The sequence below is a fragment of the Streptococcus pseudopneumoniae genome (assembly GCF_001072375.1).
GTDB classification, from domain to species: Bacteria; Bacillota; Bacilli; order Lactobacillales; family Streptococcaceae; genus Streptococcus; species Streptococcus pseudopneumoniae_L.
Map to the genome: position 1 here is coordinate 15,000 of NZ_JVKV01000100.1, position 21,524 is coordinate 36,523.

Below are 21,524 nucleotides of genomic sequence, written 5' to 3' on the forward strand. Positions count from 1 at the left end.
AACTCGTTTTATTCGCTTTTTATATTTAAGGTTAGACCTTTATCACAGACTCAATTAAAGCACAACTATGAAAATACATTTTATCCAAGAAATGAAATTATTTTTAAAAACTCGCAGTTTTTAATTGAAATCGCAGTTTTAATACTGTATAATGATTATATTAAAAAAAGAAGGAGGTGCCAAATATGGCAACAAACCCAATGAAAGATAAGACTTTAATACTTAAAGTCTCTGACGCACAAAACCTTAATTCAAAAGAACTTTTGGAAAAAGCTAGAGGAGATTGGAAAATTGCTCCTGACTATAGTGAAGATGTTCAGCGTGTTTTAATCATCTCAGCGGGTCACGATGCTGGAAAAATCTTAGCAGTAGCAAAATTATGGACAGATGAACATTTTCGAAAATATACTGTTACATATTATAGAACAGTGAGCCAGACTCCTGACGGAGATATTGTACGCACAACTAGGAAAATCAGATTTGATACCATGACTCTTACAAATGATCCAGAGCAACTGGTTGGTAAATCTATTTCCCCTCTAGGCGGGAGAGCAACTGCATTTTGTAAACCATTTCAAGAAGTTTTAGATTACTTACATTAATAAAAAGGAGCTTCATCATGAGATGAAGCTCCTTCACTTGCTTTTAATTGTCCAAATCAGTATTCTTATTTCAGAAAAGGCAGCTAGAATTGAACTCGCTACCTGTTTACCATAATGTTACTAAAAATTAAAACCAATGGCCGAAACCATTGGTTTTAAGATGTTTATAATAAGTTAACTCTTATTTAACTTCTGTAAGAGTTAAATAATTTCTATTTTAGCTGTTAGAAACGTTGGTACATCAATGTTTCTAGAATGCTACCTAATAAAAGGTAGAGTGAATGGTAGAGTAGTTATTGCGTTAGCTCAGCAATCTTTTCAAGATAAATCCCCACAGCTTCTAACTTTCGTTGTGGTGCTAATTCAGCGTAAGTATCCATTGTAGTTGAAATTGATTTATGTCCCATTCTGACTTGAAGTTCTTTCCAATTTGTGCCAGCGTTGAGCAACATTGAAGCATGAGTATGTCGGAACAAATGGAAACCATAGTTTGGTAATCCAAGACCTACTAACCTTTTCTTAAGAGTTGTTCTCTCGTTTCTATCACACATATAGTTGCCATAGATTGTAGGGAAAATCAGTTTTGTTCTATGTCTGTTGTGCAATTCAAGATACAAGTTCATTTCGTGGTGGAAATCTCTGAGTTTTTCTATTATGGGGAGAGGGACAGGGACAGAGCGATTTCCTGCATCAGTTTTTGGTGTAGCTTTACAGATAACTTCCCCTTTTGTCCCATCTTTTTTATTTGCGGTTTTCCACATCAATGTTTTACTGACATTAATAGAAGAATTTTCAAAATCTAGGTCATCAATCGTCAACGCAAGTAGTTCATTTATTCGCAAAGCGGAGGCTAATAAAGTATTACAAATTAACTTAAATCTACGATTGGCTCTATTGTTATCTAAACTTTCAAGATAATTAAGCCATATTACAAGACTATCATCATGTAATACCATGATGCGTTGCTTATTTGATTTTGGCTTAGGTGGTATCTTAACAGAGCTAACAGGATTAGTGATTAGTCCATAGTTTGTAATTCCATAGTCAAAAATATCTTTCAACTTATGGATAACAGCACCAAAATCTTTAGCACTACCTTTATCAGCACGCTTTATACCAGATTCAATGGACTCTTTTGATTTCTTTGCCAAACCATTTAACCAAAGCTGGATATCCGCAGATTCAATTTTATCTGGTTTGTAATCTCCAAATTTAGGGATAATATAATTATCAAGATAACCTCTTACTCTGTTCAGAGTATTATGTGAGTTGACCCAGGTCTTATATGATTTAAACCATTCTTCAGCTAAATCTTCCAGTGTATCAATGACGATAACTTTTTCTCGTGTTGAGCCATTTTTTTCAAATTCTAGTCGTGCTCGAATGATTGCTCTATCTAACTGTTTTAGTGTCTTAGCTGTAATGGTAGTAGTGACTTGCTTACCAGTTTTGATATCTTTTCCCAGAAATGCCCCCTTCAAAGTGTATGAGATGGACTTATCTTTTTTGATTTTTTTAATGACTTTTTTGCCATTATGGATAATTGTTTCAGTTTCCATGTTTGCCTTTCTTCAGGGATATTGAAGTAGGCTAAAATAGTTACCACTCTTTCTTTTAGATAAAACTATTTTAGCACAAATTTTCAATATTAGGATTGTAAGAAGTTAATAACATCATCTAGTAAATAGAAGACAGTTCGTGTTCCCTCAATTGGAGGTTCTAATCTTTTTAATCCTTTTCGTTCCCATGTTTTTAGTGTGTTTGGAGAGATATTTAGCTGTTTTAGCAATTCTCGCTGTTGTACTATCTTTGGTGGTATGTTCTGTTCTTTGATTTGAATGAGTTTGATAAGTGTTTGCAATAATTGTTCAATTTGTTCTAATTTTTCGTTATTCATTATTCTCTTTCTCCTCTGTGTTTGAATTATGGAGTCGATTAGGATTGTATCTTCGTGAATCTAGGTATTTAGCGAAGAAATATGTACGTTCAATGATAAGCCCTAATAAATTGGTATTGTTTGCTCGGGCATACCAGACCAATTCTTCAAATTCGGTAAAGTCGTTCTCTTCGATAATATCAACTACTTCATGTATAAAATCCGAGGAGTTCATCTCCATCAAGAATTTTTCTAAATTAAATCCGCAACCGACTTCAATATCCTCAATGTTGTAGGGGGTCTTATCTGGATTTTCCGCATGGGTAAAGTAGTCAAATAAACCAGTGGGAGACATAACTACCTCCACATGTGCTGGACCGTTTAGTTTGTCACTGATGATATTTGATACTTGTGAATAGCTTTTCAGTGAATCAAAGAAGAAAGCACCGTGTTTGTGCGATTTCTTGAACTCTCCCGTCTGTCTATTAACGTCCTTATCGTGCCAAGGACTAAGAATAAACGGAATATGGAGTTCCTCTAATATATTCAAGTAGTTCTCTGGGGCGCTTTCCTCGTAGAAGAGAAAAGTCCATTTGGTTGAGCGCTGTTCTTTTGCCATAGGCAGTTACCTCATTTCTTTTGGGTTCTATTACTAAGGAGAAATGACAGGTCGTATGCAAAGTTTTTTTGAAAAAATTGAATTTTTTGTGATTATTGATTATTGACCTATTGGGGGTCGTAGTCACCCCAATAGGTCATGATAGAAAAGAATATAAAAAGGGGCTGTCTGGCTTTTGCTTAACGCAAGCCACAGCCCCAAGGGATTAACGTTTTTGTCCAGTGAACCACAATTGGTTACGAACTCGAATAGGAGAGGAGAAATAATAGTCTGCGTGTTGGCTGACGATTTCTTCTTTTAATTGTGCTTCCATCTCTTTTAGGATTTTTTGCCCTTGTTGGTCTCTAGGGACTTTTAGAAAAATAGTGATGGTATCTTTTCGTATATCTACGATACACTTACGAACAGCTCGGTTAAACCCGTTATGGATTGGGTTGATAGTAGTAACCGTCTGATGTTCAAGATTGCTTATCTTCTGTACTCGTTCACGCTGAAACAGGAAGTGTCGCAACAGAAAAGTGTGATAGACAGATTGGATATAGTTCCAAAGACTATCTGTTTTCAACCGTTGTATTATTTCTAATCCAACCAAAAATAAGGCAAGTAGAAGAGAAATAAGTGCAAATCCATGACAAACGGAACTAATGATATCCGTAATACTTTTGACCGTATCTAAATTGACAAACGTGATATTTGTTAATTGAACGGAAAGATAATTGAATAACCAGCCAAATGCAGAACAGATAGGTGCAAATAGAAATAAATATAGTATGAGATTAAAACTTCTCATAAAGTAGGTTTTATTGGTCATAGAATACCTCGTTTAGTGTAGTAGGTTGGACAGAGTAAGGGCAGAACTTGGTAGGGATGTTCATTATCGATAACTTGAATGATACCTGTCCCATGTCCTATTGGAATAACAATACCCTCTGGGTCTAGGTCTGGAAATAAAAATTGAGTAGTTTTCTGATTGATATTTCCAATTTGCAACAATACGTTTAGCTGTTCCCTCACTGAAATTGGAATAGTATTGTGGTCAAAACGCTGGCTTACCAAAAACAGATGGATTTTGGTAGCACGTCCTAATAAGGAAATCTGTGAGAGTAGGGAGAAAAAGGCTTCTTTGATATTCTTATTGACTCCCTCTGATAGAGCGAGGACTTCATCAATAACAATAGTTAGATGGGTAAATTGATGATTGGGATTATCATACAAGATAGCTTGTCGTTTCTGAATGAGAGTTGCACACTGACTTAATTGTTCATTGACCTGTGAGACAAAATCTGATTTTGAACGGTTTTCAACAGGGTGTATAACAGCAACGTGATTTTCTCTTGCCCATCGACTTGGGGTATCAAATTTAGGGTCAATGATAATCAAGTCAGACATATGCTTTAGTACACTCAAGAAATAAGTGAGAGCGTACGATTTCCCAGAACCTGAATTTCCAGCAATAGCCCAGTGATTAACCTTATCTAAATTGAGTTCAAAGTACTTCATGATAGGGATTTTCCCCTGTGGCAAGCTAGCTGAAAACTTATCCAAATCTGGAATGACTAAACGTTCTGAAATTCCCTTTTTCCAAGGGAAAAATAATCCACGCTGAGTGTGTAAGTCATCTGTTTCTAGAGGGACAAAATAGGTAGCGTTTTGTTTTAGAAGCGTATATTGTGGATAAAGTGAAGCATTGGCAATCAGAAAGATTTTCTTGTACAAGTCATCATCAAGGATATAAGCACATGGTAGACGAGGGACAAAGATAAAGCCGTCTGCTTGAATAACAATATTAAAAGAATTGGTGTAGCTGGTTTCTCCCTGCATTAAAGCCCCCAGAGCCATGTTTAGGCTCTGGAGCAGGTAAGATTGCAGGTAAGATTGGTTCAGCACATCACGAGATTGTGAAGTCATTACCGAACCTCCTTGATACCATTTGCTTTGAAGTAGATGTTATATTTTACTTCGCAGGCTTGTAGTGTGTCAAATTGAATCATGGATTGAAAAGCTGGAAGCTCAATCGTTTCTTCAAATTTTACTTGGAAAGGGTCTTGCCCTTCCTGTACAAACCATGCTTTATAAGCTACGATTTCTCCGGTTGGTTTTCCTTCTTCAAACCGTTGTTGTGGTTCAAGTTCGGTACTAAGTGAGTAAATCGGTTGTTTTTGACTGATAATTTTATCAGCCAATGTAGTTGTATAACCACCTTTTGTGGTTTTCATTTTAAACGCCATAGGGCAAATCCTCCTTATGAATAAGAGATAGTGTGAATGCGACAGGCTCGGTTTGGGTCATGAGCTGGACTTTGTTTTTTAGGTTATCTGACCACCTCCTCATTACTAAGGAGAATGAGACAGCTAAACGCAAAGTTATTTGTTGAATTTTTAATTTTTTTTTACAAAAAATCCAGTGACAGAGACACTGGATTTGAGGGATTAGCGGTAAGCTTTTAATAAAGGAGCTAATTTTTTTAGCGCTTTACAATAATGGGATTTAACAGTTACATCACTCATTTTCTTATAATGTTCAGTGATATAGCGAGCCGTTTCTTTATAGCTTGAACCTTGTTCCGCTATCATTTCAACAATCTTACTGTCAATTTCTGATAGGGATGCTTTAGCTTCACGAATAGCTTGTCTTAACTCCTCTAGGATTAAAGCTTCTTCGGGATTCAAATCAGAACTTGCAATGACATCATAACGTACAGACTTTTTGGCATTTTTGCTAGCTATTGTTTCGTCTTTGATTCGTCTATTGTGGTATCGGTCACGACGTTCTGCGTTACTTTGTTCTTGTTGAAGCAAACGAGTTACTTCATCCCAATTTTTAGCTTTAATAGCTTCTTTGATTTTACGCTCACGACGTTCTTGTACTTTATTACTCATAATGATGAGCTCCTTTCTGTCCTTTGGACAGAAGGAAACAAAATGAGCAAATATTGAACGCTGAGTATACCAAAAGGCACAACAAAGAAACAGCGAAACAATTCTATGCAAGACATGACCTTTATCGTCATGTCATCATATTTGTTTCAATCTGTCCTTTGATGGCCATCAATTTGGACTATTAAAATTTATATCAAGAGTTTTTCTTGATATATTCAGTATAAGGCATAATGTTCTTTTATTTTTTACTTCTTTTTTTACTTCAATAGACTAATTTGTAAAACGAGGCGCAAAAAAAGACTAGGCGATTCACCTAGTCTTTAAAGAGCAAATTTTCGTATCTCCTCTTCACTTAATAATTTAATAAAGGCCTGTTGTACGTTATCTAAAGCGTGAGCCATTGACAGCAACTCCTTATTTAATTGTTCTTGGAAATAGTATGTTACTTGGGTGTTATTAGTCAATAACCCCACAATATGGCGATTGACGCTTGTATTGTCTAAATTAATATCATATAGGTCAACTAAATCAATAAGGTCGATTTCGCTTAGTCCTTGAGCTGCAGCTTCTTCAATTCTTTTCTTATCCTCTAGTGAAAATCTTGTTGGCTCTAATTGAATAGTGTGCCTTTCTTGAATTGGTCTTGTTGCATAAGGGTTGGAAACCCAACTGATAATTTCATCAAAAGTTCTTTCCTCAGTCCTTTCTATATCATTGGATTGATAAATATTAATGCCTAGATTTGCCAACTCTTCTTTAGAATATTTTTGATATAACTCTGCGATATCCTTACCTTGACTGAGTAATTTCATATAGCCCTCATATATCTGTGTGAATTTCACTCCATCTATTTGTTGACCACCAGTCATACTAAACGAATAGGTTGTTCTTCCTTTTTGAGAAATAACTAATGGGACGGATGTAAGGTAAGATTTTGGAATATTCTCTTTATACATTCTTTCTAATATATCATTTACCATAAATCCGATATTAAACAAGGGATTTTCTTTGAGTTTTTTTATTAGATTAGGGATAATTTCTGTCGAAACATTATCATACCACCATTTATTGATGAGAGGATCAATGTTTTCTTGCCTAAATGTTGAGGGTATGTCATTTCCGCCTAATTCAAATAGGATACCACAGACATTAACTTCAAATGATTTAATTAAATTATCCCCTAACATCAACCAAAGAATATCAAACATTTCTTCAAAATCAATGACAGTCAATTCATTGATGGTACGGGTTCTAAAACTTCTAGCGGGGTTATAACTTGTTCCACCAACCCATACGTCAATGTCATCTTTCTTGTGAAAAGTATCCATTTCAGTTTCAGTAGAAATCATAAATCTTTTTCTTTGAATATTGAAATTTGCAAATGTCTTGGCAATACTTAGACAACTTGATTGGATTGAAATTAAATCATCACTCATGAAAGAATATAGTTTTTCATCTACAGCCTCTAAATCTCTATATAAAATAGAACTGAAAAAATAATGAAACAGATTCTCAATAAACTCATCTAACTCTCCAAAAACGATATACGTATAGCTCGAAGCGGTTAGAGCATTTAAATAAACTAACATCGAACTCGTAATTGGTCGCTTACCACTTTCAACTTGACTAACTTGACCTGCATTGCCTAGTTCGCTTTGTGTAATATTGTATTTTTTTCTTAAATTTTTGATACGAGTAGGTATTTCTTGTGAATAATTTTCTTCAAAAAATTTCATATATAATCCCCCTATAATCATGGAAAAGTAGAAAGTAGTAGAAATAGTTGTTATCCTAGTTGATTAAAAAAATCTCTGATTTCCTCATCTTTTATAAAATAATATATAATTTTCCCCTCTCTTCTAGTATCCAAGATGTTTTGATTGGCTAGTTTACGAAGATGGTGGGAGGCAGATGCCATACTGAGATTTAATAAACAGGCTATATCGCAGACACAGAGTTCTTCGACGGCAAGGAGATAAAAGATGATATTTATCTGTTTATTATCGGTAAATTTTGATAAAATGCGAAGTGATTTTTGGACTTTTTTCTTTTCAAGGTAGTTCGTTGCGGTTGTAACATTTTGTTGATTTATAACATCCACTTGACAGATACTATCTTTTTTCATAATTTTTTCTCCTAGCCTAATACAGCCCATAGCATGTCAAAGCTGTTGTTTTCAATCAGGATATACATCCCCAATCCTAAATAGACAACGGCAATAAACCATCTGCTATATTTTTCCAAAGTTTCTCCAACAGAAGGGACTTGTGCTAATTTTTGTGCAGAAAAAACCAAGAGATAAATCATGACTAGAAAAGTAAGTAAAGTCACTATCAAATTCGCTAAATTTAAGGTGGTAAAATATGGGACAAAGACACCAATATTGTCAGCGCCACAACTTGCAAAAGTAATCATAGCGACTAGAAAAATCAGGTTTTTATTGTCTTTTCGCAAACCATCTTTTGCAATAGCTTCTCCATCAGAATCTCCTAAAAACAAAACTTTTAGGCCTAGGAAAATTGGAATCAAACCGAGTAAACCTAAAATCTCTTTACTAGGAATATAATTTAAGACAAATGCAAAAAGCAAACTTAGGAATATTAGACTAACAGAGCCTAGAAATTGTCCTAAATAGATGTTAATGATGTCTTTTCTGCTTTTTCTTTTGGCAAAAAATAACATTAGGATAATAAGTAAGTCTACGGCTGTCCCAGAATACAGGATTATTGAAGTAACAACATTTTGAATCATAAAATACCTCATTCAAATATATTTTTGAATGTATTCTAACATTAAACTTTGTAGATGTCAACTTAAAATCCACCAAAATATAGATAAGAAGTTAGTGTACAAATATTAAAAAGCCCTGCCATCGAAATGATAGCAGGGCTTAACTTCAATATCCAGATGATATATTTATCTAAAAAAGGTAGAGTAAAAGGTAGAGTTTTTATTGATTTGTAGTGCGATATAATGAGTTTCAAAAAATCAAAAATCGCTTAAAATCAATATTTTGACGTCTATTGACGTGTACTGAAACCCTTACTTAACCTCTGTAAACACAACGTGTTTGCGAAGTTTTGGTGAGTATTTCTTCAATTGAAGACGGTCTGGAGTGTTACGTTTGTTTTTAGAAGTAAGGTACAAGCGTTCACCAGATTCTTTGTGTTCAAGTGTAATATTTACGCGCATGGTATCTCCCTTCTATTATTCAGCTGATGCAGCTTTAGCGATCTTACGTCCTTTGTAGTATCCTTTAAGTGATACACGGTGAGAACGTGAGTAATCTCCAGTAGTTTCGTCAAAGTTTACAGATGGAGCTGTTACTTTGTAGTGTGTACGACGTTTGTTTTTCTTCGCTTTTGAAGTGCGACGTGCAGGTACTGCCATTTTGATTTCTCCTTTTAAGATATAAATTCAGTTAGGTTTGATTTTCATCAACTTTAATAGTATATCAAAACTTTTTTGTAAAGTAAAGTTACTTGACAAAAAAAGATAAAAAAATTTTCCTATCCAATCTTTTGGATAGGAAAATAGATTAAATATCAATCTCGAAGGGTTCATCAATGGTTTCTGAGACGTATTTTCCGTCTTTTTTCCGTTGTTTGACGCATTCGGTGAGAAGATATTCAATTTGCCCGTTGACTGATCGAAAGTCATCTTCTGCCCATGATGCGAGTGCAGCGTATAGCTTATTCGAGAGTCGAAGGGGGATTTGCTTTTTTTTAGCTTCTGCCATTTCTAATAAAGGCTTCCTGTATTGACAATTGGTTGTGCATCATGATTGCCACAGAGAACGACTAGGAGATTTGAAACCATAGCAGCTTTTCGTTCTTCGTCAAGTTCTACTAATTCTCCTTCATTGAGACGTTCTAGTGCCATTTCAACCATTCCTACAGCGCCATCTACAATCATCTTACGTGCATCAATAATGGCTGATGCTTGTTGACGTTGAAGCATAACGGCAGCAATTTCCGGTGCATAAGCTAGGTAAGTAATACGTGCTTCAAGGATTTCCAAACCAGCGTCCTCTACACGATTTTGAATTTCCTCACGAATGCGACTAGCTACAATTTCACTAGAACCACGGAGGCTTCCTTCGTCGGCTTGTCCATCACCTGTAGTATCTACATTAGGAGACACATCGTAAGGATAGATGCGGACAATATTACGAAGGGCGCTATCACACTGCAATGACAGATATTCTTTATAGTTATCAACGTTGAAGACTGCTTTGGCTGTATCGACAACTCTCCAAGTTACCGCGATGCCGATTTCTACAGGGTTCCCTAAGCAATCATTAATCTTTTGACGAGAATTACTCAAAGTCATAACTTTGAGAGAAATCTGTTTCTTGCCAATTTCAAGATTTACGTCATTACCATTTGATGATTTCATCCCTGAAAAAGGGGATTTCGTGCTAACGTCACCACTTTGACCAAGTCGAGTGTGGATTGCAGGATTGACCGCTATGCTGAAGGGATTGACAAAGTAAAAACCAGGTTCTTTGATGGTCCCAGTATAGTTACCAAAGAGGGTCAAAACCAGAGCTTCCTGAGGTTTGACAACTTTTAAACCAGCATGAGCTAGAGCTGAACTTAAGATTAATAAAAGCCCGATAATAATTCCAAAAATGTTTTCCGAACCAGCACCCATTATAAATATAAGGAAACCAAGTACGAGTGCCAACTCAATGAGTACCAATGCTACTACACCATTTGGTTTTGAATTGATTAGTTTTTCAGTCATCAGAATGACCTCCTGTGTTTGATATCTAAATGATATCACTTTAATTTTAAATGTCAACAAAAATATGCAATCTTTTTTAAGAAGATTTCAATGGTTTGAATTGTCTGAAAATTCAAGAATTTTCTTCTGTTATTCAGGCGAAAATTGTGCTATAATGGAACAAACTGAAATGGGAGGGACTTGAATGACAGAATTAGATAAACGTCACCGCAGCAGCATTTATGACAGCATGGTTAAATCACCAAACCGTGCCATGCTTCGTGCGACTGGTATGACAGATAAGGACTTTGAAACACCGATTGTGGGAGTGATTTCAACTTGGGCAGAAAATACACCATGTAATATCCACTTGCATGACTTTGGGAAATTGGCTAAAGAAGGTGTCAAATCTGCTGGTGCTTGGCCTGTACAATTTGGAACTATTACTGTAGCTGATGGGATTGCCATGGGAACGCCTGGTATGCGCTTCTCCCTAACGTCACGTGATATCATTGCGGACTCTATCGAAGCTGCTATGGGCGGTCACAATGTGGATGCCTTTGTGGCTATCGGCGGCTGTGATAAAAACATGCCTGGTTCTATGATTGCTATTGCCAATATGGATATCCCAGCCATTTTCGCCTACGGTGGTACGATCGCCCCTGGAAAACTAGATGGTAAAGACATCGACTTGGTTTCTGTATTTGAAGGAATTGGTAAATGGAATCACGGCGATATGACGGCTGAGGACGTCAAACGCCTCGAATGTAACGCCTGCCCTGGCCCTGGTGGTTGTGGTGGTATGTATACTGCCAATACCATGGCTACTGCTATCGAAGTTTTGGGTATGAGTTTGCCAGGTTCTTCTTCTCACCCAGCTGAATCTGCTGATAAGAAGGAAGACATCGAAGCAGCTGGACGTGCTGTAGTCAAAATGCTTGAACTTGGTATCAAACCGTCTGATATCTTGACTCGTGAAGCCTTTGAAGATGCCATTACTGTTACTATGGCTCTCGGTGGCTCTACAAACGCTACTCTTCACTTGCTCGCCATTGCCCACGCAGCTAATGTTGACTTGTCGCTCGAGGACTTCAATACCATCCAAGAACGTGTACCACACTTGGCTGACTTGAAACCTTCTGGTCAGTATGTCTTCCAAGACCTCTACGAAGTTGGTGGTGTGCCTGCAGTTATGAAGTACTTGTTGGCAAATGGATTCCTTCACGGAGACCGTATCACATGTACTGGTAAAACTGTCGCTGAAAACTTGGCTGATTTTGCAGACCTCACACCAGGTCAAAAAGTCATCATGCCACTTGAAAATCCTAAACGTGCAGACGGTCCGCTTATCATCTTGAACGGTAATCTTGCTCCTGACGGTGCAGTTGCCAAGGTGTCAGGTGTTAAGGTTCGTCGTCACGTTGGACCTGCCAAGGTCTTTGATTCAGAGGAAGATGCTATCCAGGCTGTCTTGTCAGATGAAATCGTTGATGGCGATGTTGTCGTTGTTCGTTTCGTTGGACCTAAGGGTGGTCCTGGTATGCCTGAGATGCTGTCACTTTCATCAATGATCGTTGGTAAAGGTCAAGGAGACAAGGTTGCCCTCTTGACGGATGGCCGTTTCTCTGGTGGTACTTATGGTCTGGTTGTTGGACATATCGCTCCTGAAGCTCAGGATGGTGGACCGATTGCTTACCTTCGTACAGGTGATATCGTTACGGTTGACCAAGATACCAAAGAAATTTCCATGGCCGTATCCGAAGAAGAACTTGAAAAACGTAAGGCAGAAACAACCTTGCCACCGCTTTACAGCCGTGGTGTCCTCGGTAAATATGCCCACATCGTATCATCTGCTTCACGAGGAGCCGTTACAGACTTCTGGAATATGGAACAATCTGGTAAAAAATAACTAGAAAAATAAGCAGTCGCTAAATGACTGCTTTTTCTAATCCTTTGAAATGTGATAAGATAATTGCTCTAACTATGATTATGAAGGAGAAACAATATTTTCAAAAAATACAGGAATTATGCTCTACGTAGAAGACGTAGCAGCTGAGAGAAACTTTTGGTCTGCTATCGGTTTTGAAGTTTTTAATCAATCTGAAATTATGGGTTTTGAAACTTTTGAAATGAAAACTCACACGGACAGTACACTGACTTTTACTGTCTACGCCAAAGACTTTATTCGTCAGGTATCTCCAGAAGTAATCGATATGAAACCTAGCCTACTCTTTGAGTCAGCGGACCTTCACGCCCTTCACAAGCGCCTAGCTGCAGTGACTGATACCACAAGTCCGATCAATACTCAACCTTTCCCTCACTTTAACTTTGCAAATCCAAGCGGACACTATTTCGCAGTTAAGGGAATCTAATAACAAAACAGCTCTCTGTTTATTAGCAGAGAGCTCTTGTTTTTAGCGCGGTGGTAGTCCAAGTGCTATACGTCCATAGCGACTGATGCGTGTAATCTTCCAGGCAGGTGACCAGGTAACTTCAACCCTAACATCCTCAATTCCTTCAATCTGTTTCAGACCTGCCACAATTTCAATAGGTAAACTTTCTGCACAGTCACAGGCAGTATCGGTGAAGGTCATGACAATTGTACAAAGACCAGCCTCATCCAAATGAATCTCGTAAATCAAGCCAAGATTATAGACATCTAGTTCCACATCTGTATCGTAAACTTTTTCTAGCTTGTCAATGATCTGATTTCCTAATACTAAAGCACGGTCATTAATCTTGATGTCTTCTCTCATTGCATTCCCTCCATTTGTAAACTACACCTATTTTCTCATAATTCTGACAATTTGGCAAGTCTTTCCCAATCAAAACTGGATTCGCCATAAAAACGAAAGTATAGAGATTGCCATAGTTGGTCCAAACTGCCCAGAGAGCTAACAACCTAGAGCAAGAGGATATTGGCATAGGTCAGAGAGATAAACTTAGAGAATGATTGAGCTTCTAAGAAATACTTTCTAAAAAGAAAAAGTAGAGAACAGTCATCTCTACTTTTTAAATATTATTTTGACTTCACAGGCTTATCTGCCAAGGCCTTGATAGCTGATGCTATCGTTTCAGCGTAGAGCTTAGCTCCCTCTTCTAGTTTGGTATTATCACTTCCAAAGTGAACCTGGTCCGTTCCTTTCCAGATGTCTGGATGATCTTTAGACACCTGATTCCAGTCTGCAACCTCAATGTAAGGATACTTTTGAGCTACTTCACGCACATAGCTAGCATACTGTTCTACATAAGGCTGAGTTGCTTGAGTTTTGTCCCCTTCATAAGGTGTCACAAGTACAAGCTGATGGCCCTTAGGTAGATTTGTTATCAAAGAATCAATATCAGCCTTATAATCCTCAGGGTTATTCACTCCAGTAGCAATAACGACTATTTTAGGGAGGACTTTATTCTGACTGTGGTTGAGCATAATAGCATTGGCTTGCTTGGTATTTCTGCTTACTTGACCATCTGTCTGAGCGTCTGGTAGAACCTCTTTTAGTCCAGGTGTTGCACGCAAGGTTACAGAATCTCCGATGATGGATACACCATCGGCAATATTGTAGCGACTTGCTTCTGCTTGATCCGCCATGGTTTTTGTACGGGTAATATTGGTTTGAGCTTGATTGAGGCCATTTACCATCAAATCCGTTTCAAAAGCACCTACTTGGGGAGCAATAAGCATCACAATCAGTGTCAGTAAGCTAAGGAAACCAACGCTACCTGCAAAAATTGGTTGAATATGCGGAATTCCCTTTACCTTTTGCAATAAGCTACTGTTCTTCCCTGCAATGAAAGGTTCAATCACATAGAAAGAAAGGCTTGCAAAGAGATAAGAGAAGATAGTGGTGAGAATCACTGCTGGTAGATTGCTCATCAACTGCGAGAAAATGATATAAAACGGCCAGTGGAAAAGATAAACAGCATAGCTGGTGTCAGCTAAGAAGCTAATTACCTTTGGCTCTTCAATCGTCGGAGTTTTCTCATGCAAAAGTCGTGCTGCAACGATCATCAGAAGAGCAGCTATACTTGCCAACAAGAAGCCAAGCAAGTAGGCAAAAAGATAATTGAATTTCACGAAGAAGGTCAATAAAAGTAAAACTCCGAGACCAGCTGAAAAGACTAATAAGGTCTGTTTCAAGTCCAAGGTTTGATTCAAACGTTTGAGAAGAGGTGTCGTATGACGGACCCCTATCAAGGTAGCTAGGACACTACCTAGGAAGAATGGATAAACATGAGTTAGACTTGAAAAGTAAAGCGTTGAGTAGGAAGAAACGATAAAGCTACCAATAAACATTGAAAGGAAGCTAACAACAAAGGTAATTGAAGATAGTAGAAAAACCATTCCCCGTAGTTGCCCACCTGTTTTGGCTTGCTTAGACATGAGCCAAACTGCCAAGCCCCACAAGATATAGTAATGAACTTCAACCGCTAAACTCCAGTTATGAACAAAGAGATGAGGAATGAACTGAGATTCATAACTTCCCCCTGTTAACATTTCATAGAAGTTGGTCATAAAACCAAGGACACCAGCAATCTGACCACCAATCCCGGCTACATAATCCTGTCGAACCAAGAAAGTAAAAGGCATAACAACCAGGATCATCAAGACGACTGGGGGAAAAATCCGATAGAAGCGTCTCCTGAAAAATCCTAAGATATCGATTTTCCCTTTTTGTCCAAATTCTTCTAACAAAAGTGACGTAATTAGGAAACCTGAGAAGGTGAAAAAGACGTCAACCCCAAAGAAACCTCCTGGAAAAACCGTCTGAAAGAAATGGTACAAGAGTACCAAGAGTAAGCCTGTAATCCTGATCAAGGAAAACCATTTAATACGCATACGAGTTTATTCTCCGTTCATTAGAGTAGTAAAAAAACCATCTAATGTTCATTCCATATTACCTTTATTTTATCAAAAAAAGAAGAAAAATCCTAAGAGAAAACTTAGGATTTGAGCTTTAGATTGATAGTCTTAGAAATTACGACCTGATTTATTGTAGCCATATTTTTCAACAAAATGCTCACGGAATTCCAAGAGATTGTCATCCATAATAGCCTGGCGAACCTGCTTCATAAGATTGAGCAAGAAGTAGAGATTATGGTAACTGGTCAAGCGGATACCAAAGGTTTCATCAGCCTTGAGCAAGTGACGAAGGTAGGCACGTGTGTAATTCTTACATGTGTAGCAATCGCACTCAGGGTCAAGTGGTGTAAAGTCCTCCGCAAACTGGGCATTCTTGACAACCAAACGTCCTTGGCTGGTCATACAAGTTCCGTTACGAGCGATACGAGTCGGCAATACACAGTCAAACATATCGACCCCACGAATAACCCCATCAATCAAGCTATCTGGCGCTCCCACTCCCATCAAGTAGCGAGGTTTATTCTCAGGAAGGAGTTGAGTGGTGAAGTCCAAAACTGCGTTCATCTCTTCGTGAGTTTCTCCAACCGCCAACCCTCCGATAGAGTATCCTGGGAAGTCCATGCTGACAAGGTCATGAGCTGACTGACGACGAAGATCTTCAAATCCTGCACCTTGTACAATCCCAAACAAACCTTGGTCATGTGGACGACGATGAGCTTTTAATCCACGCTCTGCCCAACGGCTGGTACGTTCGATTGACTTCTTCACATAATCATAAGGTTGATAAAATTGAGGACATTCGTCAAAGGACATCATAATATCTGACCCTAGATTGTTTTGGATAGAGATGGCTTTTTCAGGTGATAGAAACATTTTAGAACCATTGAGGTGGTTCTTGAACGTTACCCCTTCTTCTGTGATGTTACGACTATCCGCTAGAGAGTATACTTGGAAACCGCCACTATCTGTCAAGATAGGCTGGTCCCAGTTCATGAACTTGTGAAGACCTCCAGCACGGGCAATGAGTTCATCTCCAGGACGCAGCCACAAGTGATAAGTATTAGATAGGATAATTCCTGACCCCATCTCTTTTAACTCTTCTGGTGATTGGGTTTTGACCGTTGCTTGTGTCCCAACTGGCATAAACATAGGAGTTGGGAAGGTTCCGTGTGGCGTGATAATCTCACCCAGACGAGCTCCCGTGTGTTTTTCTTTTTTAATCAAACGATATTTGATTGGTGAATCTAACATTTTTTACCTCCGAAGCTGGGAAAGACAGTCCCAGTTCTTACTTTGTGCCCAAGGGCATACTGTATGATTCTATCAAAAAAAACAGGAACTGTCACGAACTATGGTATAATGAAAGAATGAAATACCCAAAAATTGATTTAAAAGAAGTTCGTCAACAAGCTAAACAGTTTCAAGCTGAACATCCACGTTTATTGCTTGTCTTTTTATTACCAAGCATTTTCTTGATTCTATCCAGCTTTATCAGACCTTTATCCCTACTTGATGAGGGAATTCTTGAGCAATCCTTCTTTACTTTTTTGATGAGCTTGATCCAGTCCTCACTCTTTCCTCTAGCAGTTGGATTCACAAGTGCTATTATCCTAGCTGGTGCTCTTTTTACAACCATTAATCTTTACAGAATTTCCGAGATAGAGCTTTCTTTTAAAGATAGTCTGTCCTTACTTGACAATCGCTTCTTCACCCAGACCTTTCTGACTCTCTTGCTCAAGCGTTTCTATCTCTTTTTGTGGAGCATCCCTAATCTTTTTGGAGTTTACTTGCTCTTTTACAGCAGTGCTATGGCTCGTAAATTTGTAGAACTTCATCCCGAATTTCCAGCTGTCGACGTCACCAATTCAGATATCGAACACTTCCTACTTACTTTTGCACTTTACTTCTTTGGTAGCGTCTTTCTGATGATTTTGGGAACCATTGCCTATCTGCCGCAATACTACGCTTATTCCCAAGTAGAGCTACTCCTTTGTGATACCCTTGCAATTGGAATTGCCAAGCCAAGTCGCGTACTCAAAACCAGTCGCTTCCTTATGAAAGGCTATAAGTTCCAACGCTTCGTACTTGATTTACAACTCCTACCATGGTATCTTCTTATCTGGATCAGCTTTGGAATTGCGAGCATCCCTTCTTTCCCTTATATCTATAGTAGTCAATTCTTCTTCTATCAAAGATTACTCGAAATCAAGCGGAGAAAAGTTTAATGTGAATGATTAAAACCAGCACCTTCTATGGAAAGTGCTGGTTGTTTTTATTTTAAGAAAAGGATACTCAAGAGTGCTAGGATTGCTGGTCCGCCTTGCTTGAGAATGATTTTTTTATCTGCTGTTAAGGCACCATAAGTCGCTGCTCCTATGACAAACAACACAAAGATTGTTACGATTTCTAAGCTATGTGAGAAATAAATTCCGTAAATAAGAAATACCCCAATCAAGGCATTATAAATTCCTTGGTTTTTAAACAGTGAGGTGACAGATGGTCGAGTCAACTCTTCCTTGTCCATAATAAAGACACGACTGGTTGCATCTGATTGGGTTGCCATACTCTCCAAATAAAAGATATAAAAATGCTCTAGAGCAACAAGGGTTGCTAAAATAGTAGTAATGGTTGACATCGTTTTCTCCTTAAAATTCTATTTTTTCTAAACCTGAGACTAGTTTTGTCAGTAAGGTTGTCAGTTCTTTTTGCTCACCAGTCGATAAGATGCTCTCCATCTGTTCCTTCACCTTCAGGTGACGTTGAGGCGGATTAACCAAGAGTTGATTCTTGGCTTCTTGGGTTAATTCAACTAAGACTTCTCGCTGATTGGCCGGATTACGCTTGCGACTGACATAGCCCTCTGACTCTAGTATCTTAAAATGACGGGTCAAGGCCGCCTGGTCAATCTTTAACTTCTCCTGAACGGCAATCTGGTTGCAGGGTGACTGTTGCAGTAAAAACTGCAGGATTTGATAGCGGGTCAAACTAATTCCCAATTGTTTCTTAAAAAGTTGAGTGATCATCTGATCTGTTAAATGGAGCTGGTACAATAAGTCGTTAATTTTTTTCATTTCTACCTCCCTGCGTAAACTTGATTTGTCAACTATTGACTTATCAAGTATATTGCAGAAAGATTAAAAACGCAACTATTTTGCTTACTCACGAAAAATAGCCTCTTGGTTTCAATCCCAAAAGGCTATTACTTCTATATTCTAGATAAAATCCAGCACTAACCTACCAAATCTGCTCGAAGGATTTCTCCCTCTTTATCAATGACCACTTCGATGGCATGGCCTGCAAAAATTTCTTCACGATCATCATAGTAGAGGGTCAATTCTCCATCTTCGTTGATTGATAGTTCACTCAAGGAAAGTGAGTTGGTAAAATACTCTTCTGTTAACACTACATCATTTTCATCTGAATCTATCCAGTCTTGAGCTGTTTCCCACAGTTCTTTGACAATATAGTCTTTAATCCGAGTATCTTGAACTTGGAAAGTTCCCATAAATTTCTTTAGATCATCAAAAGAACTTGGTGGGAGACTTTCATCTGCACTCGCAGCAAAGATAGCATGAATCTTACCACCCTCGTAAGTGATAAATCCTTCAAACCAAGAATAGGCTCTGTTTAAGGTGAATTCGCCAATATCGTCTTGAATGATGACCGGTTTTTGATAGGTTTCAATCAAGGTCTCTAACCTAGAGTCTGTGGATTGGTCATCTAGGTATTCCAGCAAGTGGTAGCAGTTATTAGCTACTTCTGACATATATGGCTCTAACTCCATGAAGGGGCGTTTTTGGCATTTGATATGATGAATTTTGTAGGGTTCAAAACTAAAGCCCCATCTCTTTTCTTCAAATTCCTCAGGAGTCAATACCCATTCCAAACGTCCCTCACGTTCAGAGAAGTCCTGAGTTTCAACATTGACACTAGCTTTAAAATGAACGGACGGCATTTTACAGCCATCTTTTAAAGAAGCAGCCCCATTTACATTTTGGAGGGTAAAAATCAAGAGTTCAACGATTTCTCCAGTAAATTCCTGTTCAAAATCATCTCTTGTTTTCTCAAATGGAGTTTTTAATCGGTTTGTCATCCTTATCACCCTTTCTCTCTATGCTTAAAATCGTTAGCATAACCTTGTATCCGCTTACATTATATCGTGTTTTAGATTTTATTTCACTTATAAAGTGTGTCATAACAAAAAAAGAAGCGGAAACTCAAGTTCCCAACTTCTCATTATTCTTAGTTCATCGATACGTGTACGTGGTCATAGTGGTTTTCTGTAACGCTTCCACGATCTGGCATTGGATTCCAAGTGTAGGCTGGTCCGTATTTGCTATCGAATGGTGCATAGAAACGTTGTTTCCAGATGATGTAGCTGATGCCACGGCTAGCCATATTTTGGATAGCATAATCTGCAATTTGGTCCCCAAGAGCAGAGCTTACTGGAACCATAAAGTCAATGGCAAGACCTTTTCCGTGGTCGCCACTATCTCCTGGACGGTAACCACTAAATGACGTGATTCCGAACAAATTAGCTACTTCCTCTTTAAAGGCAGCCGTTTGTGGCTGAAGACCTGCATTTTCTGATTTTGAAGCTGCAATACTTGCATAATCAGGTGCTGCTGGTGCTGCATAAGTCGCTGATGAACCTTGGCTTGCTTCAGCTTGATAAGTTGATGGTGCTGATTGAGTCTCTGTTACAGTCTCTGTAACTGGTGCTTCTGTTGTAGTCGTTTCTTCCACTACAGGTGTTTCTGCGACCGGCTCTTCTACTGGTGCTGAAACTTCTGTAACGGCTCCTGTTGTTGTTTCTGCTGCAGATTCTTCTGCTGGTGTTGCAACTTCTGTAACAGCTTCTGTTGTTGCTTCTGCCACTGGCTCAGCTACAGTTGTTTCTGCAACTGGCTCAGCTACAGTTGTTTCTGCAACTGGTTGAGTTAAATCTTCAACCTGTACAGTTTGGTCATCTACAGTGACTTGGTTGGTTGTCAAATCTGCTGTTGCAGTTGTACCTTCGCCTCCTTGAACTGTATCAGGGGTTTGAATTTCAACCTCTGTCACTTCTTCTTTTTCATTTACAGTTGTTGTAAGGACTGTCTCAGGGAAGATCAAATCAATATTGCTGATCTTGTTCAAGTTAGCAAGAACGGTCACATCCACTCCCAAAGCTTCGGCAATGGTACTTAAGGTATCACCATACTGAATCGTATAGCTTGTTTTATTCTCACTCTTGGTAACATCGTTTTGAATTTGCTCAACACTACGCGCTGTCCACACTAATTCTTCTGCTTGAGTTGCCAAGGCAGGGGCAAAAGATAATGCTACTGTTGATGCTAAAATAATTCTTTTCTTCATACTATTCAAACTCCTTTTCAAATGTAGTACCTGTCTATCATAACACAAAGAAAATAGAAAAAAAGCCCTTTTGGGGCTATTTAACAGAACTGTACATTCGTTGTAACAAATCACATTACTTGAAATAGTTTGTTAGTTTCCTGTCATCAGGCTGACACATTCTTCTTGAAGAAAATTCTAGAAGGAAAGCGAACTAATATCTTCTAAACGCTCTATCTGTTGATTACAAGTTGCAGGTGAGGCAAGAAAATTGATACTCTGAATCCCACTATTTTGAGCAAATTCGATATCCAAAGTCCGATCACCGATATAATAAGTTTGCTGAGGATCTAGTTCATACTTATCTAGAAGATAGATCGCAGCTTCTGGACTAGGCTTCCGAGAAAAGCCACTTTGATTGGTTAAAATTTCTGTGAAATAATGGGCCAAACCCAAATTCTCCAAAATAGTAAAAGCATTGTCCCCTTTATGGGTATAAACAAACTGCTCAATTCCTTGCTGGTCTGCCCAAGCTAAGATTTCACGCGCCCCCGGCATCAGAACAACTTGAGCATTCTTCTCAGCCAAACTCTGAGCACGAACCTGATTGAGCATATCAGCA

General features: G+C 38.3%; 26 protein-coding genes and 1 pseudogene. 5 read left to right on the forward strand and 22 right to left on the reverse strand.

The annotated features are described in order from the left end of the window. Positions 1–185 precede the first annotated feature (185 nt). Entirely contained in the window at positions 186–602 is a 417-nt protein-coding gene (locus ADH31_RS08310; protein WP_049510109.1) for a hypothetical protein, read from the forward strand. 293 nt (positions 603–895) lie between these two features. Here the strand turns inward: ADH31_RS08310 and ADH31_RS08315 are convergent, their stop codons facing one another. The 10 genes from ADH31_RS08315 to ADH31_RS08360 all read right to left on the reverse strand — a co-directional run bounded on the left by ADH31_RS08315 (position 896) and on the right by ADH31_RS08360 (position 8,727). Continuing rightward, positions 896–2,161 (reverse strand): tyrosine-type recombinase/integrase, encoded by a 1,266-nt coding sequence (locus tag ADH31_RS08315; protein ID WP_011837676.1) that lies wholly within the window; start codon positions 2,159–2,161, stop codon positions 896–898. Positions 2,162–2,250: 89 nt separating this feature from the next. Next, a complete protein-coding gene (locus ADH31_RS08320) occupies positions 2,251–2,499 on the reverse strand; it encodes a MerR family transcriptional regulator (RefSeq protein ID WP_049510112.1) in 249 nt (82 codons plus the stop codon). Further along, a complete protein-coding gene (locus ADH31_RS08325) occupies positions 2,492–3,097 on the reverse strand; it encodes a replication protein (RefSeq protein ID WP_001040935.1) in 606 nt (201 codons plus the stop codon). The genes ADH31_RS08320 and ADH31_RS08325 overlap by 8 nt, the downstream gene beginning before the upstream one ends. Positions 3,098–3,302: 205 nt before the next feature. Next, positions 3,303–3,908: a hypothetical protein gene (locus ADH31_RS08330; protein ID WP_000182709.1), complete on the reverse strand. Its 606-nt coding sequence runs from the start codon at positions 3,906–3,908 to the stop codon at positions 3,303–3,305. Continuing rightward, positions 3,905–5,005: a type IV secretion system DNA-binding domain-containing protein gene (locus tag ADH31_RS08335; protein WP_000203865.1), complete on the reverse strand. Its 1,101-nt coding sequence runs from the start codon at positions 5,003–5,005 to the stop codon at positions 3,905–3,907. Before ADH31_RS08335 ends, ADH31_RS08330 begins: the two co-directional genes overlap by 4 nt. Continuing rightward, positions 5,005–5,325 (reverse strand): hypothetical protein, encoded by a 321-nt coding sequence (locus ADH31_RS08340; protein ID WP_000874694.1) that lies wholly within the window; start codon positions 5,323–5,325, stop codon positions 5,005–5,007. Before ADH31_RS08340 ends, ADH31_RS08335 begins: the two co-directional genes overlap by 1 nt. Before the next feature lie 201 nt (positions 5,326–5,526). Then, a complete protein-coding gene (locus ADH31_RS08345; RefSeq protein ID WP_000066889.1) occupies positions 5,527–5,976 on the reverse strand; it encodes an RNA polymerase sigma factor in 450 nt (149 codons plus the stop codon). Between the two features lie 320 nt (positions 5,977–6,296). Further along, the gene (locus tag ADH31_RS08350; protein ID WP_049510116.1) at positions 6,297–7,712 is read right to left on the reverse strand and encodes a helix-turn-helix domain-containing protein; all 1,416 of its coding nucleotides are present in this window, start codon (positions 7,710–7,712) and stop codon (positions 6,297–6,299) included. Between the two features lie 50 nt (positions 7,713–7,762). Next, on the reverse strand, positions 7,763–8,101 hold the full coding sequence (gene cadX / locus ADH31_RS08355) for a Cd(II)/Zn(II)-sensing metalloregulatory transcriptional regulator CadX (RefSeq protein WP_049510117.1): 339 nt from the start codon (positions 8,099–8,101) through the stop codon (positions 7,763–7,765). 11 nt (positions 8,102–8,112) lie between these two features. Continuing rightward, positions 8,113–8,727 carry a CadD family cadmium resistance transporter gene (locus ADH31_RS08360; RefSeq protein WP_049510118.1) on the reverse strand — a complete coding sequence of 205 codons (615 nt, stop codon included), beginning with the start codon at positions 8,725–8,727 and terminating at the stop codon, positions 8,113–8,115. Positions 8,728–8,755: 28 nt separating this feature from the next. Between ADH31_RS08360 and ADH31_RS10275 the strand changes: the two are divergent. Next, positions 8,756–8,940: pseudogene (locus ADH31_RS10275) on the forward strand (FanG protein). Between the two features lie 78 nt (positions 8,941–9,018). On the opposite strand, the gene rpmG reads toward ADH31_RS10275, so the two are convergent. The 4 genes from rpmG to ADH31_RS08380 all read right to left on the reverse strand — a co-directional run bounded on the left by rpmG (position 9,019) and on the right by ADH31_RS08380 (position 10,725). Then, complete coding sequence (gene rpmG, locus ADH31_RS08365) at positions 9,019–9,168, reverse strand: 50S ribosomal protein L33 (RefSeq protein ID WP_001265622.1); 150 nt, start codon at positions 9,166–9,168, stop codon at positions 9,019–9,021. A gap of 15 nt (positions 9,169–9,183) precedes the next feature. Beyond that, the gene (gene rpmF / locus ADH31_RS08370) at positions 9,184–9,366 is read right to left on the reverse strand and encodes a 50S ribosomal protein L32 (RefSeq protein WP_000290417.1); all 183 of its coding nucleotides are present in this window, start codon (positions 9,364–9,366) and stop codon (positions 9,184–9,186) included. A gap of 148 nt (positions 9,367–9,514) precedes the next feature. Then, positions 9,515–9,715 (reverse strand): PTS ascorbate transporter subunit IIC, encoded by a 201-nt coding sequence (locus tag ADH31_RS08375; protein ID WP_000796543.1) that lies wholly within the window; start codon positions 9,713–9,715, stop codon positions 9,515–9,517. Between the two features lie 2 nt (positions 9,716–9,717). Continuing rightward, entirely contained in the window at positions 9,718–10,725 is a 1,008-nt protein-coding gene (locus tag ADH31_RS08380) for an SPFH domain-containing protein (protein WP_049510120.1), read from the reverse strand. A gap of 184 nt (positions 10,726–10,909) precedes the next feature. On the opposite strand from ADH31_RS08380, the gene ilvD reads away from it, so the two are divergent. Then, a complete protein-coding gene (ilvD, locus tag ADH31_RS08385; RefSeq protein ID WP_049510122.1) occupies positions 10,910–12,613 on the forward strand; it encodes a dihydroxy-acid dehydratase in 1,704 nt (567 codons plus the stop codon). 94 nt (positions 12,614–12,707) lie between these two features. Further along, positions 12,708–13,076 carry a glyoxalase gene (locus ADH31_RS08390; RefSeq protein WP_049510124.1) on the forward strand — a complete coding sequence of 123 codons (369 nt, stop codon included), beginning with the start codon at positions 12,708–12,710 and terminating at the stop codon, positions 13,074–13,076. A gap of 42 nt (positions 13,077–13,118) precedes the next feature. On the opposite strand, the gene ADH31_RS08395 is transcribed toward ADH31_RS08390, so the two are convergent. From ADH31_RS08395 to tgt, 3 genes are all read right to left on the reverse strand, one after another. Next, positions 13,119–13,460 carry a metal-sulfur cluster assembly factor gene (locus ADH31_RS08395; RefSeq protein WP_049510126.1) on the reverse strand — a complete coding sequence of 114 codons (342 nt, stop codon included), beginning with the start codon at positions 13,458–13,460 and terminating at the stop codon, positions 13,119–13,121. Between the two features lie 263 nt (positions 13,461–13,723). Further along, a complete protein-coding gene (locus ADH31_RS08400) occupies positions 13,724–15,541 on the reverse strand; it encodes an acyltransferase family protein (protein WP_049510128.1) in 1,818 nt (605 codons plus the stop codon). 132 nt (positions 15,542–15,673) lie between these two features. Then, the gene (tgt, locus tag ADH31_RS08405; RefSeq protein ID WP_000887400.1) at positions 15,674–16,816 is read right to left on the reverse strand and encodes a tRNA guanosine(34) transglycosylase Tgt; all 1,143 of its coding nucleotides are present in this window, start codon (positions 16,814–16,816) and stop codon (positions 15,674–15,676) included. Positions 16,817–16,932: 116 nt separating this feature from the next. Between tgt and ADH31_RS08410 the strand changes: the two genes are divergently transcribed. After that, entirely contained in the window at positions 16,933–17,790 is an 858-nt protein-coding gene (locus tag ADH31_RS08410) for a DUF975 family protein (RefSeq protein WP_000876900.1), read from the forward strand. A gap of 47 nt (positions 17,791–17,837) precedes the next feature. Here ADH31_RS08410 and ADH31_RS08415 read toward each other — a convergent pair whose 3' ends face one another. The 5 genes from ADH31_RS08415 to ADH31_RS08435 all read right to left on the reverse strand — a co-directional run. Further along, the gene (locus tag ADH31_RS08415) at positions 17,838–18,200 is read right to left on the reverse strand and encodes a DUF1304 domain-containing protein (RefSeq protein WP_000104481.1); all 363 of its coding nucleotides are present in this window, start codon (positions 18,198–18,200) and stop codon (positions 17,838–17,840) included. Positions 18,201–18,210: 10 nt separating this feature from the next. Then, complete coding sequence (locus ADH31_RS08420; protein ID WP_000723486.1) at positions 18,211–18,636, reverse strand: MarR family winged helix-turn-helix transcriptional regulator; 426 nt, start codon at positions 18,634–18,636, stop codon at positions 18,211–18,213. A gap of 158 nt (positions 18,637–18,794) precedes the next feature. Then, complete coding sequence (locus tag ADH31_RS08425; protein ID WP_000184918.1) at positions 18,795–19,658, reverse strand: DUF2262 domain-containing protein; 864 nt, start codon at positions 19,656–19,658, stop codon at positions 18,795–18,797. Between the two features lie 149 nt (positions 19,659–19,807). After that, positions 19,808–20,923 carry a LysM peptidoglycan-binding domain-containing protein gene (locus ADH31_RS08430; protein WP_049510132.1) on the reverse strand — a complete coding sequence of 372 codons (1,116 nt, stop codon included), beginning with the start codon at positions 20,921–20,923 and terminating at the stop codon, positions 19,808–19,810. 177 nt (positions 20,924–21,100) lie between these two features. After that, on the reverse strand, positions 21,101–21,524 hold a 424-nt coding region (locus ADH31_RS08435; protein ID WP_049510137.1), incomplete at its 5' end, for an HAD-IA family hydrolase.